This is a genomic window from Segatella oulorum F0390 (assembly GCF_000224615.1).
Classification (GTDB): domain Bacteria; phylum Bacteroidota; class Bacteroidia; order Bacteroidales; family Bacteroidaceae; genus Prevotella; species Prevotella oulorum.
The window spans coordinates 1,375,056-1,389,338 of sequence record NZ_JH114215.1; the positions used below are offsets into that span (position 1 = coordinate 1,375,056).

At 42.1% G+C, this 14,283-nt stretch carries 16 protein-coding genes and 1 pseudogene; 14 read left to right on the forward strand and 3 right to left on the reverse strand.

Translation table 11 applies throughout. From position 1 onward, the window contains the following. Window positions 1-7 precede the first annotated feature (7 nt). Window positions 8-442 carry a Fur family transcriptional regulator gene (locus HMPREF9431_RS05890; protein ID WP_004380264.1) on the forward strand — a complete coding sequence of 145 codons (435 nt, stop codon included), beginning with the start codon at window positions 8-10 and terminating at the stop codon, window positions 440-442. Here HMPREF9431_RS05890 and HMPREF9431_RS05895 read toward each other — a convergent pair. Beyond that, a complete protein-coding gene (locus tag HMPREF9431_RS05895; RefSeq protein WP_004380265.1) occupies window positions 437-1,393 on the reverse strand; it encodes a LuxR C-terminal-related transcriptional regulator in 957 nt (318 codons plus the stop codon). The genes HMPREF9431_RS05890 and HMPREF9431_RS05895 overlap by 6 nt on opposite strands. An 823-nt stretch (window positions 1,394-2,216) precedes the next feature. Here HMPREF9431_RS05895 and HMPREF9431_RS05900 point away from each other — a divergent pair. The 7 genes from HMPREF9431_RS05900 to HMPREF9431_RS05930 all read left to right on the forward strand — a co-directional run bounded on the left by HMPREF9431_RS05900 (window position 2,217) and on the right by HMPREF9431_RS05930 (window position 7,276). Beyond that, the gene (locus HMPREF9431_RS05900; protein ID WP_004380267.1) at window positions 2,217-2,825 is read left to right on the forward strand and encodes a hypothetical protein; all 609 of its coding nucleotides are present in this window, start codon (window positions 2,217-2,219) and stop codon (window positions 2,823-2,825) included. 317 nt (window positions 2,826-3,142) lie between these two features. Continuing rightward, entirely contained in the window at window positions 3,143-3,769 is a 627-nt protein-coding gene (locus HMPREF9431_RS05905) for a hypothetical protein (RefSeq protein ID WP_050795621.1), read from the forward strand. A 237-nt stretch (window positions 3,770-4,006) separates the two neighbouring features. Beyond that, a complete protein-coding gene (locus tag HMPREF9431_RS05910) occupies window positions 4,007-4,636 on the forward strand; it encodes a hypothetical protein (protein WP_004380270.1) in 630 nt (209 codons plus the stop codon). A gap of 207 nt (window positions 4,637-4,843) precedes the next feature. After that, entirely contained in the window at window positions 4,844-5,014 is a 171-nt protein-coding gene (locus tag HMPREF9431_RS12920) for a hypothetical protein (RefSeq protein ID WP_155812959.1), read from the forward strand. 5 nt (window positions 5,015-5,019) lie between these two features. Further along, a complete protein-coding gene (locus tag HMPREF9431_RS05920; RefSeq protein ID WP_050795622.1) occupies window positions 5,020-5,517 on the forward strand; it encodes a hypothetical protein in 498 nt (165 codons plus the stop codon). A gap of 140 nt (window positions 5,518-5,657) precedes the next feature. Then, window positions 5,658-6,134, forward strand: coding sequence for a hypothetical protein (locus HMPREF9431_RS05925; RefSeq protein WP_004380273.1), 477 nt, complete (start codon window positions 5,658-5,660; stop codon window positions 6,132-6,134). A 590-nt stretch (window positions 6,135-6,724) separates the two neighbouring features. Then, complete coding sequence (locus tag HMPREF9431_RS05930; protein ID WP_004380274.1) at window positions 6,725-7,276, forward strand: hypothetical protein; 552 nt, start codon at window positions 6,725-6,727, stop codon at window positions 7,274-7,276. 9 nt (window positions 7,277-7,285) lie between these two features. Here HMPREF9431_RS05930 and HMPREF9431_RS13770 read toward each other — a convergent pair. Then, window positions 7,286-7,404: pseudogene (locus HMPREF9431_RS13770) on the reverse strand (IS982 family transposase); the annotation flags it as partial. A 155-nt stretch (window positions 7,405-7,559) separates the two neighbouring features. Between HMPREF9431_RS13770 and HMPREF9431_RS05935 the strand changes: the two are divergent. Continuing rightward, entirely contained in the window at window positions 7,560-7,775 is a 216-nt protein-coding gene (locus HMPREF9431_RS05935) for a hypothetical protein (protein WP_004380275.1), read from the forward strand. Continuing rightward, complete coding sequence (locus HMPREF9431_RS05940; RefSeq protein ID WP_004380276.1) at window positions 7,775-8,065, forward strand: type II toxin-antitoxin system YafQ family toxin; 291 nt, start codon at window positions 7,775-7,777, stop codon at window positions 8,063-8,065. The genes HMPREF9431_RS05935 and HMPREF9431_RS05940 overlap by 1 nt, the downstream gene beginning before the upstream one ends. Before the next feature lie 184 nt (window positions 8,066-8,249). Here the strand turns inward: HMPREF9431_RS05940 and nhaD are convergent, their stop codons facing one another. Then, window positions 8,250-9,614 carry a sodium:proton antiporter NhaD gene (nhaD, locus tag HMPREF9431_RS05945; RefSeq protein WP_004380277.1) on the reverse strand — a complete coding sequence of 455 codons (1,365 nt, stop codon included), beginning with the start codon at window positions 9,612-9,614 and terminating at the stop codon, window positions 8,250-8,252. Window positions 9,615-9,726: 112 nt separating this feature from the next. Here nhaD and HMPREF9431_RS05950 point away from each other — a divergent pair, with 112 nt between their 5' ends. From HMPREF9431_RS05950 to HMPREF9431_RS05965, 4 genes are all read left to right on the forward strand, one after another. After that, window positions 9,727-10,341, forward strand: a complete 615-nt coding sequence (locus HMPREF9431_RS05950) for a DUF6621 family protein (protein WP_004380278.1) — start codon at window positions 9,727-9,729, stop codon at window positions 10,339-10,341. Continuing rightward, the gene (locus tag HMPREF9431_RS05955) at window positions 10,338-11,576 is read left to right on the forward strand and encodes a saccharopine dehydrogenase family protein (RefSeq protein WP_004380279.1); all 1,239 of its coding nucleotides are present in this window, start codon (window positions 10,338-10,340) and stop codon (window positions 11,574-11,576) included. The genes HMPREF9431_RS05950 and HMPREF9431_RS05955 overlap by 4 nt, the downstream gene beginning before the upstream one ends. A gap of 54 nt (window positions 11,577-11,630) precedes the next feature. Then, window positions 11,631-12,650, forward strand: coding sequence for a recombinase RecA (gene recA, locus HMPREF9431_RS05960; RefSeq protein WP_004380280.1), 1,020 nt, complete (start codon window positions 11,631-11,633; stop codon window positions 12,648-12,650). A gap of 608 nt (window positions 12,651-13,258) precedes the next feature. Further along, window positions 13,259-14,203 (forward strand): DUF6261 family protein, encoded by a 945-nt coding sequence (locus HMPREF9431_RS05965; RefSeq protein WP_004380282.1) that lies wholly within the window; start codon window positions 13,259-13,261, stop codon window positions 14,201-14,203. Window positions 14,204-14,283 lie beyond the last annotated feature (80 nt).

The following is a 14,283-nucleotide window of genomic DNA, read 5'->3' on the forward strand; positions in this document are numbered from 1 at the left end:
TTTTCATATGAACCATCAAGCTTTCACCGCGCTTTTAGCTGCCCACGACATTCGCCCGACAGCCAACCGATTGCTCATTGCGGCCACGTTAGCGAACGCTGCGTCGCCCCTTTCGATGAAAGAGATAGAGCAACAAATTCAATCCATAGACAAATCGAGCATCTCGCGCACACTCAATCTTTTCTATGCACACCATCTTGTGCACGCATTAGACGATGGAACGGGCAGTGTGAAATATGAGCTTTGCCATGCAAAGCATGCCGACAACGACGAAGATGCGCATGTTCATTTCTTTTGTGAGCAGTGTCACCGCACTTTTTGCCTGCGCGAAACGCCCTTACCCACGCTCACCTTGCCGGCCGATTATCTTGTTCAACAAGTGCAACTCATCGTGAAAGGCATTTGTCCTGCTTGTCGAACAAAAGGAAAAACGCGTTTATAGCTTTACGTTTGAGATGTCGACCAAATGGTTGACAATCGCATAAATGGTGAGTCCGGCAGGCGAATGGATTTGCAATTTCCGTGCGATATTGCGGCGGTGCGTAATCACCGTGTTCACCGAAATGCAGAGCTCGTCGGCAATTTCTTTATTGCTCAAGCCTTTCACGATACCAATAATGATTTCTCTTTCGCGGTCGCTCAGCTTCTCTTCAGCAGGCATTGTGGGGTTGAGCATATTGGCAATGTTCAGCGAAACACCTTGTTGACTGAGGTTTTTCTCCAACTGTCGAATGGCAGGCATAAAGATTTTGTCTTCGACATCCGAGTGTTGATTGAGCCAGGCCTCACTGTTGTAGATGTCATAGAGCGTGGCAGTGAGCAGGTTGTTGTGCAATTCGTCCGACGGCAGATATTTAATAATGATGCTCTTCAGTTCGGAAAGACGCTGCTCCACCTGGCGATGGTGCTGCGAAAAGGTGTTGACATCGTAATTGTTCATCACTACCCCCTTCAACAACTGCTCTACATAGGGGAACACGGTCTTCTCTTCATAGCGCATGTGCTTAATGATTTCATGCGCATTCTCGTCGTAAAGCTTCAAAATAAACTGTGCCAAGCTGTCGTTTTCGTCCAACGCTTCGGCCAGCTCTTTGCGCATGAAGGGCAACTGAAACTCAATGTAATAGGCATGCGAGGCCTTGAGATATTTGAGCAAAGTGGGCACAGAGATGTTCTCGGCCTCGTCCTTTCGATAATAACCATTAATGGCAAGATTGACAATAGCCAAGAACGTATAGGTGTCAACGTCCTCGCTTTCGCACACCTCTTGCACGGTTTTATCGCCGAAACCCAAACTAATGCCAAAGCCACCAAGGCTCTGTAAGATGTCACAATTATCACGGATGATATCAATCATCTTATCTTCTGGCTCATATATCTTCTGATTTTTCATAATGTATCTCCGCCATTTTTAGTGCTGCAAATATAGTAAAAAATCATAATTTCAGGTGCTTTTTGACGAAGATAATTGCATATAAGAGCACATTTTTGTGTCAATCCGCATACTTTTTGCAGCTTTCAAGGCCTCTGCAACGCCCCTTTCCGCAACAATATTTCTTCACACTTCTCATCAGATGTTCGCCATGACGGCGTAAACAAGGCCATATTGGTGAAGAATGCAGTCCACTTTATCAGGCAAAATGATAGAGATTGTTGTGCAATAGGGCTGGTTTTATGACATCCTTTCGCCAACATCAAAAAAGAGGCGGGAAAACATCGACAATAGCATTTATATGAATCCTCAATTCCGCAGCATTATTCCTTGTGAGGTACTTTTATATATTGAAGTGACATTTTGGGGATTTATCCATTGATATAGGGATTTTCTAGGATTCTTGGTTCTTGCATAGACATGAAATCCCCCCCAAACCAATGGGGAAGTATGAAAAGCCACAAAGAAATGATGTAAATTCCACCGAAAGAAGTGATATTCTCGTTTTTAATTGCTACCTTTGTCATGTCAGATTTTGTCTATTTTTTATGTTTGCAGCACCAAGATAGGTGAAATTTCTGACATATCCAAGTGTTTTGAGGATATTGTTTCCCAGGCACTTGGAGTTCTCACAAGGATTTATGCTGCGGAATTAAGGTAATAAATTAAAGTATAATACTCTTTCAAAAATTTAGCATACTATATAGAATCCAGAAAGATATAAATCGTGATATTGATATATATATTGTTGAAACATTCTTTTTAAATTTTAAATAACATCACAATGAGAAAAATTATATTTTTAATTATTAGCTTTACTATATTTTCTTGTAATACAAGTATTGATAATGTAACCATTACTCAAGTTGAATCTAACTATCCTATTATTATAGGACTTGACTCATCAAAAGATTCTATTGAGTATATAGTCTTTCCTTTAACATTCTTAATTTCTCAAAGTTCTTTTTGGGAAATACATGTTGATAGATGTAGTTGTGACTACTATTACAATAGTAAATATACAAGAAATGGAGATTGGCGGGGTGGTGTTGAGTTGTGGGCAAAAGATAACAACAATAATCTTGTCCTTCCCACAAGAGAAAATTCTTTGCAAGATATAACAAGAAAAGAGCATGAATTTGTGTCATATGTATATTATGGTAACTTAACCAAAGAAGCACAAGCACTAATTCATGAACAGATTAAATCTATCCATATAGAAGCCAATAAAGATACTATACATTGGAAAAGTATTCAAGAATTAAAACAAACATCCTCACAATTTATAAAGACTTTTCTACAAAAAGATAGTATCCGATTTGGATTCTATTTCTATGGACGATATACAAAATGGAAAATTGCTCATAAGAAACTACCCGTGGAGGTAAAATAAATGTATTAAAGATGATAAGATTATCAAATGAAGAAATCTATAATATTTATTCTGGTTCTTGCATAGACATGAAATCCCCCACCCAAACCAATGGGGAAGTATGAAAAGCCACAAAGGAATGATGTAAATTCCACCGAAAGAAGTGATATTCTCGATTTTAATTGCTATCTTTGTCATGTCAGATTTTTGCTTACTTGTTATGTTTGCAGCACCAAGATAGGTGAAAATTCTGACATATCCAAGTGTTTTGAGAACTTTGTTTCCCAGGCACTTGGAGTTCTTAAAAGATTTTATGCTGCGGAATTAAGGTAAGAGATATGATGATTAAGGTTTTATTAATTAGCTTAATTTATAATATGAGTATAGGTTTATGGTCACCACCTGTTGGCGACAAGTTTGATAAGGAATTATTTGATAGAAATCAAAAAGATGGTTTTTACGAATACCATCATGATAATTACACTGTTTTATTATCCGATTTAGGTAATGTATATGGTAAAGCTATTACTCTTGATAGTTGTGCTATTAAGTATTACACAAACTATTATAAGAAAGAATTAACGGTTAAAAGTACAGCAACCAGACTCTATGATATGTATATAGGAAAGATAAGATATTATGACCCACAGGGTAAACTACTGGAAATTAGTGACGAAGATGCTCCTTATAAATATACAATAGAAGATGTGGTAAAGTTTATCAAGGATAAATATGATGTAGACTTGCTTAAAAGGGAGAAAGGATGGTCATGGACGCTAATTAGTAGAAGTCCTACACCTACACCGCATTATATGCTTCGTTTCCATACAAAAGAAGGTCTTCCTGTTGTATATAGTATAGATGGTATCGATGGAACAATTATTTGGGAAAATGTCAATGGTAAGGAAACAATAATCAGGGATTACTTTGAAAAGAAATTGAAAGAGCAAAAGGAAAAGAAATAGAGTTACTATTTTTGTAAATCAATATTAATTCATGAGACTCTACATGCTTGCGGCTTATATCATCCTTTCGATAAACAAAGTAAACACCAATTTCAAAAGCATATGACAGATAATATAATGGATTATAGAAAATATACGAATGAGCCTTTCAAGACATTCACATGGGCATGGCAATGGAAAATTGTCAACCGAAAGTTAAGAATATAATTGATTGATTCTACATTTTCACTAAGAGATATGATGATTAAGGTTTTATTAATTAGCTTAATTTATAATATGAGTATAGGCTTATGGTCACCACCTGTTGGCGACAAGTTTGATAAGGAATTATTTGATAGAAATCAAAAAGATGGTTTTTATGAATACCATCATGATGATTATACTGTCGTATTATCTGATTTGGGGAATATGTATAAAAGGGTCATTTATCCCGATAGTAGTGCTTTTGAATACGGTACAACTTATTATAAGAAAGAGCTTACTGTTATGGGAACAGCCACTACCTTATATGATATGTTTATAGGTGAAATAAGATCTTATGATATACAAGGAAAATTGACAGAGATACGTGATATGGATGCTCCTTATAAATATACAATAGAAGATGTGGTAAAATTTATCAAAGATAAATATGATGTGGACTTACTTAAAAGAGAGAAAGGGTCGTGGACATTAATAAGTAGAAGTCCTACACCAACACCGCATTATATGCTCCGCTTTATTTCGAAAGAAGGCTTCCCGGTAATATATAGTATTGATGGGATTGATGGTACAATTATTATGGAAAATATAAATGGTAAAAGAACTGATATTGAAGATTACTTTGAAAAGAAATTGAAAGAGCAGAAAGAAAAGAAACAGAAATAGTTTGTCTCTTAAAGAATTATGCTATACTACATAGAAACCAATAAAAAGACGACCAATCGTAACGGACAACTCACAGAATCCCGTAATACTCTGTTGTTCGAGCTCGAAGAGTTGTACAAGGAAGAGAGGAACAATACTTCATTCCCTATGCCGACAGTTGCATACAGAATAGACTTACGTGATGTATCACTAAGCTTGGAAAAGGAAATGAAGAAAGCGTCCGATTTCTTTCGTCGAACGGTCTATCGTTATGACTGGTTGATTCCTATTATCGATGAAAAAGGAGAGATTATGGGTATAGATAATCCGGAAGAAATGCAGGAGCAATGGAAAGAGCTGCGTTCTGTCATTCTTGGAGATTATTTGCAAATAACGTGAAAAATATGTTTGCCGCGATAAAAAGAGTTTTGATTTACCTTATTATACTAAGTTTATCAGCATGTAAAGAAGATAAATGCAATTATGGTAGGGCTATTTCTGTTATTAAAATTACACATTGGGATAGCAGGAAAATGCCCAAGCATTGCATGGTTTACACTTATAAACTCAACTCCGATTACTCTAAAATTATAGATTCTTTACAGATAGATAATATAAGGAGGGGGTATGATGACTCTACTTCTCTACTTTGCATACCGGATAAAGAAAAATTAAATTATCAATATGATATTAGTATTATATTAGATGATACATTAATTTTCAATATCTCACAATTTAAACTATCATGGGTTAAAGATGGAAGACAATGGGGAGGTATAGGAGGACCAATGGAATATTGTATCGTTTCGTCAGTAAATGTGAATGGACATACTTCTAATGACACAACAAAAGCCGGAGAGCTAGCTTTCTCTCATAATTTTATAAAAACTAAAAAGAGATAAGAGTTATGTAGAAATAAAGAATGTGGAATCAACTTCTGTGCCTTCTCTATAAAGAGAAGATTATTAATAAAGAATATGTCTTACTTTAAAAGTAACTTATATTGACAAACACCCCCTCCAAAAAAACAAAAACATAAAACATGAAAATTTTATTATTTACTTTACTTGTAATATTCTTATTAGTATCGTGTTCGCCATCAAAATGTAGTATATATGATACGCTTAGTTATATATACATAGATAAATGGGAACATAAAAGTATTCCCCAAAAAGGAATGCTCTATATTTCTGGTAGAAAATCTTTTATTGGTCAAAAAGATTCTATTCCGGTTATAAATATCTTCACAGACGAACTTGATTCTACTTATATAACTTGCGAAATAGAGAGAAATGAACTATATTATATAAATGATTTTTATTTAGTTTTAGATGACTCTATTGTTTACGACATATCAGATATCCGGAGAGAGACAAGGGAAGATAGAGAACATTGGGGAATGTTTGGTCCTTCTGTGAGCTGTGTTGTAACTTCAATGAAGGTGAATGGAACTAAAATAAAAGATTCAGAAGGTATAGCCTTTCCTGCAAAGTTAAGGAAAATAATAAAGAAGAGATAGCTCGGTAAATAAACGCATCGTATAAGGCCTTAATTCCGCAGCATTTTTTCTTGTGAGGAAATTTTATATATTGAGATGTCTTTTGGGATTTATCCATTGATATGGGGATTTTCTAGGATTCTTGGTTCTTGCATAGACATGAAATCCCCCACCCAAACCAATGGGGAAGTATGAAAAACCACAAAGAAATGATGTAAATTCCACCGAAAGAAGTGATATTCTCGTTTTTAATTGCTATCTTTGTCATGTCAGATTTTTGCTTACTTGTTATGTTTGCAGCACCAAGATAGGTGAAATTTCTGACATATCCAAGTGCTTTAAGAACTTTGTTTCTCAGGCACTTGGAGTTCTCACAAGAATTTATGCTGCGAAATTAAGGAAATAAATCATCACTCATTCGAGTTTTAACACTCAAAAGTTTGGATAACTCACTTATTTTCTCTATTTTTGTTTCCATAATAGTTTTGTTGTCTTGTCTTTAAAATCAGTTCTTTAGCGATTACTAATTTACAAAGAAAATTCGACAAACTGTTATTTTTTCTATCTATTTATTAGGGTGGGAAACTTTAGTGTTTAATTAAAACAAAATGATGAGAAACTACATTTTACATGCGCTTTTAACTTGCTTCGTCCTGACTTCTTGTCAGATTGCGGGACTGACATCAGGTTATACGCATTTGTCAAAGAGAGAACAAGCAAAGGTTATCCATTACAAAGGCAACATCGATAGTATATCCGACTACGCGAATGTATATGCTGTAACCGTAGAACAGGTAAAGGAATATGTTCTAACACATAAGAAAGTAATTGTGTATGATTATACTCCGTTTTGTAAATCTCCTTTTTGTACTTCTCCAACAGCCTTAACCAAACGATATAAGGCTAAGGGAATTGACGTACTGGTCATATCGAATATTTATGATGACATATTTAAGTCCGTTAACAAAGAATTCCCCATGCTGATGATAGATACAAAGGAATGTAAGACAAAATGGAGGGGAAAATATATCGACTCCTTTTATTTTGCCTTAACAGGTTTGACCCTCAAAGAGGTAAATTATGCGCTTTACTATTATTTTCGCAACGGAACTTATGTAAAAAGTTTCAAAGACCCCAAAGAGATAGAAAAAGAGATAGAATAGGCAAGCGAGCTTATTGAAAAAGAAGCAATAGGCCGTAAGAGCAGAACATAGATTCATGCTAACGTTGTCTATCAGCGGTAGCGCGCGTTGGCATCGTTAGTTTTGTTCTCCAGGTGTTCGTTTATACACTAACTGACCAATGTGATTATAGTTAGAAGAATAATTCAAACGAACGCAAGCACCATTTGAGCCATCATTTGGTGCTTTTTCTTTTATTCTCTTGCAAATTTCAAAGCAAAGGACTATATTTGCAATCAGAACGAATTAAACAGGAGGATAGACTATGGATATCAATCATACAGCGACAGATACTTTTTCTTTGGAGATACCCAAAGCTGATAGTTCGTTATTGAAGTCTCTCGTCAAACGTATGGGATGGACGGTGCATAAGACCACAGTGAAGCGCACCGCCTACGAACAAGCACTTGAAGACAAAGAGCAAGGGCGCATCAACGAATATGCCAATGCAGATGAGCTGTTTACCAAATTGGGCATCTGATGGCCTATAAATTACGAACTACACACCAGTTTGAAAAAGACCTCAAGCGGTGCAAGAAACGCGGGTTACCAATGGATAAGTTCAAAGAAGTAATCAAAGAATTAGTGGCCAATGGTAAAGTTCCTGCCAGTTTTAAACCACATTTGTTACATGGTAACAGAAATGGACAGTGGGAGTGTCATATACAACCAGATTGGTTGCTTATATGGGAACAAAATAATACAGAGTTGACTTTACTCATGTTGGACACAGGTTCACACGCTGATTTATTTGGAAAAACAAAACGATAATACCAAGTGATTAATCATTTGTTTTTTTATCCCATGGTATTTTTATCCAAATTAGTTAACAAGCAGGAGAACGGAGTTGATTTCAAAGCATATAAAGACTATAAAAGGAGCAAATCTGACATGGATTTGCTCCTTTTATAAGGATGAGAAAGGCGCGAAGGCCTACCTTTGTTCAACAAAAAGTTTAAATGGGCGTGGTGATAATGAAGGTGCGGATGACCCAATAGCTCACGATTCCGGCCAAATAGCCCACGAAAGCAATCCAGGTGATGCGCTTCATATACCAGCCAAAGGTGATTTTCTCCAAGCCCATGACAACCACTCCGGCTGCACTTCCGATGATTAAGATGCTGCCACCCACACCGGCACAGTAGGCAAGGAGTTGCCAAAAGATGCCGTCAACAGCCATGTCACCTGAAGGAGCGATGGGATACATGCCCATACATCCGGCTACTAAAGGCACGTTGTCGACGATGCTTGAGAGCACACCGATGATGCCCGTCACCATATAATGGTTGTTATCGAAGGCGGTGTTGAGTGTTCCGCCAAGCGAAGTGAGCACGCCAATCTCCTCTAAACAAGCCACAGCCATGAGAATTCCGAGGAAGAACAAGATGGTGCTCATGTCGATGCGGCTCAGCAAATTGGTCACTCTTTTTTGGAAAGTCATGCCCGCATGATGGCGATGCAACTGGCGATAGAACACTTCGGTGATGGTCCAAAGCATTCCTAAGACGAATAAAATGCCGACAAACGGTGGCAGATGAGTGATGGATTTAAACACGGGAACGAACATTAATCCGCCCACACCGATGGCAAAAATAACTTTTCTTTGCAAGCTGTTGAACTCGAGCATCTCGCCGGCACGCACATCATAAACGGCGGCTTCCTCGCTCCCCAGCTCGCCCTTTAGCTGATATTGCAGGATGAGCGTGGGGATGATGAGTGAGACGAGCGATGGAACAAAAATCTCGCTGATAACCCCTAAGGCTGTGATGGAGCCCTTGTTCCACAGCATGATGGTGGTGACATCGCCGATGGGTGAAAAAGCACCACCCGAATTGGCAGCGATAATCACCAACGAAGCATAGATGAGTCGGTCTTTTTTGTCAAACACCAACTTGCGCAAAATCATAACCATCACGATGGAAGTGGTGAGGTTGTCGAGGATGGCCGACAGGAAAAAGGTCATAAAGGCTATTTTCCACAACAACGAACGCTTGCTCTTGGTGCTGATACGCGACTGCACCCAGTTGAAACCTCCGTTCTGATCGACAATCTCGACAATCGTCATGGCTCCCATAAGAAAGAACAACGTGGTGCTGGTGCCGCCGAGATGGTGCTCGATGATGGTGCTCACTTGATTGGCTAAGTCGTGACCATTGAAGCCCGAAAGATAGCTCTCGGGGCTGCACATGAAGAGCGTCCAACAGCCCACAAACATCAATAAAGCGACGGCCGCCTTGTTTACTTTCGTGACACTCTCAAGGGCTATAAACAGATAGCCCACGACAAAGACCACGATAATCGCAATAGTTAAAGATGTCATCTTTTATTAAAATCTTTTGTTTAACATTGTTTACTATTTGTAGCGGGGCAAAGGTAGTAAAAAAAATATTACCACCCATGATAATCTCAAATTAAAATACTAACTTTGTGGCATGAATTCACAGGAAAATGGCAACATCGCTATGAGCGAAAACATCATTATCGCCGATGCTGATTATGTTGATTCTGTAGCTTTTAATCTCATTGTTAATTTTGAACGCATGCTCAACCGCGCCCTTCCCAAAGCCGACTTTGCACAATGGGCCGTTTGCGTGGCCTTGGATGGTGGCGTGCGCGAAGGGAAAAACGATGTGCAAGTGGTGCTGGTTCACGACAAGCAACGGGAGGAAATGGCGCATTTCGAACCGGGAAACTTCAGCCACACCCTCAACGCAAAGGCTTTCAACGACGCTCACTTGGGCGAATTCACGGTGACGAGCGTGGCCACAGACGACACCATCAGCAAAGAAACATATTTCGAAGAGGTGATGGAAACGCTGTTGCACCACGACGAGGTGAAGCGCGTGATGCTTATTCCTGACAGCGAAACGGGAACGGCTTATGACCGCTTGCGCCAGTTGTTGCAACACGCCGACGACGACACAAAGCGCATCACCCTGTTTGCCATGGAGCCCATGCCGGGCGGAAACTTTCGCCAAGAGCTGTTGGGCTATTCGCTGATGAGCGCATTGGGCATAAAATCGGAAGAAATAAACCAAAAGATATGAGCAGAATTTTGATGATTGGTGCTGGCGGAGTGGCTACCGTTGCAGCATTTAAAATGGCACAAAACACGGATGTGTTCTCAGAACTGATGATTGCCAGCCATCACAAAGAGAAATGCGACCGACTCGTGAAAGCCATTCACGACAAGGGATACACCCTGCCGATGAAAACGGCCGAGGTGGATGCCGACGACGTGGAACAGCTGAAAACCTTGTTCAGGAGCTACCTGCCCGACTTGGTTGTCAACCTGGCTTTGCCCTATCAAGACCTCACCATCATGGAGGCTTGCTTAGCATGCGGATGCAGCTACTTGGACACGGCCAACTACGAACCCAAAGACGAAGCCCACTTTGAATATTCCTGGCAATGGGCCTACAAAGAAAAGTTCGAGCAGGCTGGCCTCACCGCCATCTTAGGATGCGGCTTCGACCCCGGCGTTTCGGGCATCTACACGGCCTATGCCGCAAAACACTACTTCGACGAAATCCACCAATTAGACATCGTCGATTGCAATGCAGGCAACCACCACAAGGCCTTTGCGACGAACTTCAATCCCGAAATCAACATTCGTGAAATCACACAAAAAGGACTTTATTACAAGGATGGACAATGGATTGAAACCGAGCCGCTGGCCGTTCACCGCGACATCACCTACCCCAACATCGGCCCGCGCGACAGCTATCTCATGCACCACGAGGAGTTAGAGTCGCTGGTGAAAAACTATCCCACCATCAAACAGGCACGCTTCTGGATGACCTTCGGAAAGCAATACCTCAACTATTTGGACGTCATTCAGCAGATTGGCATGGCACGCATCGACGCCATCAGCTACGAAGCACCACTCACCGACGACCCCACGAAGACGGCCAAGGTGAACATCGTGCCGCTGCAATTCCTCAAAGCCGTGCTGCCCAACCCACAAGACCTGGGCGAAAACTACGATGGCGAAACCTCCATCGGCTGTCGCATTCGCGGCGTAAAAGACGGCAAAGAGCGCACCTACTACGTCTACAACAACTGCAAGCACCAAGATGCCTACCAAGAAACGGGCATGCAGGGCGTGAGCTACACCACGGGTGTGCCCGCCATGATTGGCGCCATGATGTTTGTGCAAGGCATCTGGAAGCGCCCCGGCGTGTGGAACGTAGAAGAATTCGACCCCGACCCCTTCATGGAACAACTCAACATCCACGGCTTGCCCTGGAACGAGGAGTTCGACATCGACTTAGAAGTGTAGGCCGACAGCACCCCACGCCTACCCATTTTATCACCAATTAAATTAAATATTTTTATGGCAAAAGAAACAGAAAGCAACCCGCAGAACGACAAGCTAAAGGCCTTGCAGGCGGCCATGTCGAAGATAGAAAAAGACTTTGGAAAAGGAGCTATCATGCGCATGGGCGACAAGCAGATTGAAGATGTCGAGGTGATTTCCACCGGAAGCATCGCGCTCAACGTGGCCCTGGGCATCGGAGGCTATCCGCGCGGGCGAATTATAGAAATCTATGGTCCCGAGTCATCGGGTAAAACAACCCTCGCGCTCCACGCCATCGCAGAGGTGCAAAAGAAAGGTGGCATCGCCGCATTTATCGATGCCGAGCACGCTTTCGACAGCACCTATGCCGCAAAACTGGGTGTGGACGTCGACAACCTGTGGGTGAGCCAGCCCGACAACGGCGAGCAAGCCTTGCAGATTGTCGACGAACTGACACGCTCGAGCGCCGTCGACATCCTCGTCATCGACTCGGTGGCAGCCCTCACCCCCAAGAAAGAAATCGAGGGTGACATGGGCGAAAACGTGGTGGGATTGCAGGCAAGGCTCATGAGTCAGGCGCTGCGAAAGCTCACGTCGACGGTGAGCAAAACCAACACCTGCTGCATCTTCCTCAACCAGCTGCGCGAGAAAATCGGAGTCAGCTTTGGCAATCCGGAGACCACAACGGGCGGTAACGCGCTGAAGTTCTACAGCAGCGTGCGTCTTGACATCCGCAAAGGCTCACCCGTCAAGGATGGCGACACCGTGACGGGCTACATCACGAAGGTGAAAGTGGCCAAAAACAAGCTGGCGCCCCCATTCCGCCGCGCCGAATTTGAGATGACCTTCGGCGAAGGCATCAGCAAAACGGGCGAAATCCTCGACCTCGGTGTCGAATACGACATCATCAAAAAGAGCGGAAGCTGGTACAGCTACAAAGACTCTAAATTGGCACAGGGACGCGACGCAACGAAGACGTTGTTGCACGACAACCCCGAACTTTGCGAAGAATTAGAGGCGCTCATCACGCAAGCCATCGACGCCAAAAAGGAATAGCACGCCCGACGGCAACCCGCATGTAGGCTTTTTGCAAGCTCCACACCACATTTCCATCTCAGCAAAAGCGCTCGAAACAGATTTCGACCTGCTGAGAACCATCCGGAAAAGGGCGAGAGAAGCAGAAAGCCTACATTGCGTCTTCCCCTTTCCGCCGCAGCTATTACCACCCGAAAAACCATTAACCCCCATCAAAAACAGACCGGAATAAGACGGAACGAACCTGAAAGCAAACTGCATTGCTTTTGCGGAAATTCCGCAAGCAAAACACAAAAATGAGCAATATTTGCGGAAGTTCCGCAAATAATAAACAAAAATGAATGATGCTTGCGGAAACTCCGCAAACATAGAACAAACACGCATCTTGCTTGCGGAAGTTCCGCAAATGCCTTACAAACAAGCATAATCCTTGCGGAAGTTCCGCAAACGACGCGCAAAACTGAATATTATTTGCGGAAATTCCGCAGATATTAAACAAAAATGTAACATATTTGCGGAACTTCCGCAAGCAAGATGCAGAAAAAAACGTATCTTTGCAGAGAGCAAACGCTCACAAACCGAAACAAAATCAATTCATCAGCATATAAACGCTTTAAATGCTATCTGATATGAAAGAAATAAGAAACATCGACCTCACAAAAGTGAACAACGGCGCACATCGAATGTTTATGGAGAGCGTGGCCAAGATTTTGGCCGAATATGAACAGGCCATAGCGGCGCATCCGAAAACAAAAATGCTCACGGCGGAGTTTGGAAAGCTGTTGCAACAAGAGAAAGCCTGCATGGGATTGAGCCGCACGAGCTTGCGCACAGCGCAGATAGCCGAAGCCGACCACGAACGCGACATGCTCTTCACGGGGTTTAAAGCCGTCGTGAGAGCTTTTACAAAGGGCACAAACCCGGAGACCAAAGCGGCGGCAAAGACGATTTGGCTGGACATCGCCGGCTACAGAATAAACAACAGGATGCAGCTCGAACAGCAGACAGGAGTGCTCTACATTCTGACGAAAAAATGCCTGACACAGCACGCCGAAGAAATCGAGCTGCTGCACCTGACGCAGTATGTGACGCAACTCGCTGCCTCTAACGACAAGGTGAGCCAACTGCTCAACCTGCGTATGGATGAACAAACAGGGATTGTGAAAGGGGCATTGCGCGCCACGCGGCTCAAGATGGATGAGCAATTCCGCCTGGTGGTGAAGGCCATCAACGCGCGCATGTTTCTCAACGACGATGAAAGCATGGTGCCCATCGCCGACTTTATCAACGAAATGGTGCGCCGCTATAAGCGCGAAGTCATTCCGCATCACAAGGCCAAGGCCACCGATGAAGAAAGCGATGCGGACAATGAGCAAGGCGGCATGACTGATGAAGGAAGCGATGCGGACAATGAGCAAGGCGGCATGACCGATGAAGAAAGCGATGTGAGCAATGAGCAAGGCAGCATGCCCGATGAAGAAAGCGATGCGGGCAACGAGGAAGGTAGCATGACCGATGAAGAAAGCAATGCGAGCAATCAGGAAGGCAGCACGCCAGGGAAGTCAGACGATTGAGGCATAAAAAACCGTGAGATGCTTCGCGCACCCCACGGGACTCATTTAAAATTACACACACATCGTGTAAAAAATAATCA

Bases quoted from the DNA above. Each gene is read 5' to 3' on its own strand.
- HMPREF9431_RS05890 (WP_004380264.1), top strand. From the start codon at position 8: ATGAACCATCAAGCTTTCACCGCGCTTTTAGCTGCCCACGACATTCGC.
- HMPREF9431_RS05895 (WP_004380265.1), bottom strand. From the start codon at position 1,393: ATGAAAAATCAGAAGATATATGAGCCAGAAGATAAGATGATTGATATC.
- HMPREF9431_RS05900 (WP_004380267.1), top strand. From the start codon at position 2,217: ATGAGAAAAATTATATTTTTAATTATTAGCTTTACTATATTTTCTTGT.
- HMPREF9431_RS05905 (WP_050795621.1), top strand. From the start codon at position 3,143: ATGATGATTAAGGTTTTATTAATTAGCTTAATTTATAATATGAGTATA.
- HMPREF9431_RS05910 (WP_004380270.1), top strand. From the start codon at position 4,007: ATGATGATTAAGGTTTTATTAATTAGCTTAATTTATAATATGAGTATA.
- HMPREF9431_RS12920 (WP_155812959.1), top strand. From the start codon at position 4,844: ATGAAGAAAGCGTCCGATTTCTTTCGTCGAACGGTCTATCGTTATGAC.
- HMPREF9431_RS05920 (WP_050795622.1), top strand. From the start codon at position 5,020: ATGTTTGCCGCGATAAAAAGAGTTTTGATTTACCTTATTATACTAAGT.
- HMPREF9431_RS05925 (WP_004380273.1), top strand. From the start codon at position 5,658: ATGAAAATTTTATTATTTACTTTACTTGTAATATTCTTATTAGTATCG.
- HMPREF9431_RS05930 (WP_004380274.1), top strand. From the start codon at position 6,725: ATGAGAAACTACATTTTACATGCGCTTTTAACTTGCTTCGTCCTGACT.
- HMPREF9431_RS05935 (WP_004380275.1), top strand. From the start codon at position 7,560: ATGGATATCAATCATACAGCGACAGATACTTTTTCTTTGGAGATACCC.
- HMPREF9431_RS05940 (WP_004380276.1), top strand. From the start codon at position 7,775: ATGGCCTATAAATTACGAACTACACACCAGTTTGAAAAAGACCTCAAG.
- nhaD (WP_004380277.1), bottom strand. From the start codon at position 9,614: ATGACATCTTTAACTATTGCGATTATCGTGGTCTTTGTCGTGGGCTAT.
- HMPREF9431_RS05950 (WP_004380278.1), top strand. From the start codon at position 9,727: ATGAATTCACAGGAAAATGGCAACATCGCTATGAGCGAAAACATCATT.
- HMPREF9431_RS05955 (WP_004380279.1), top strand. From the start codon at position 10,338: ATGAGCAGAATTTTGATGATTGGTGCTGGCGGAGTGGCTACCGTTGCA.
- recA (WP_004380280.1), top strand. From the start codon at position 11,631: ATGGCAAAAGAAACAGAAAGCAACCCGCAGAACGACAAGCTAAAGGCC.
- HMPREF9431_RS05965 (WP_004380282.1), top strand. From the start codon at position 13,259: ATGAAAGAAATAAGAAACATCGACCTCACAAAAGTGAACAACGGCGCA.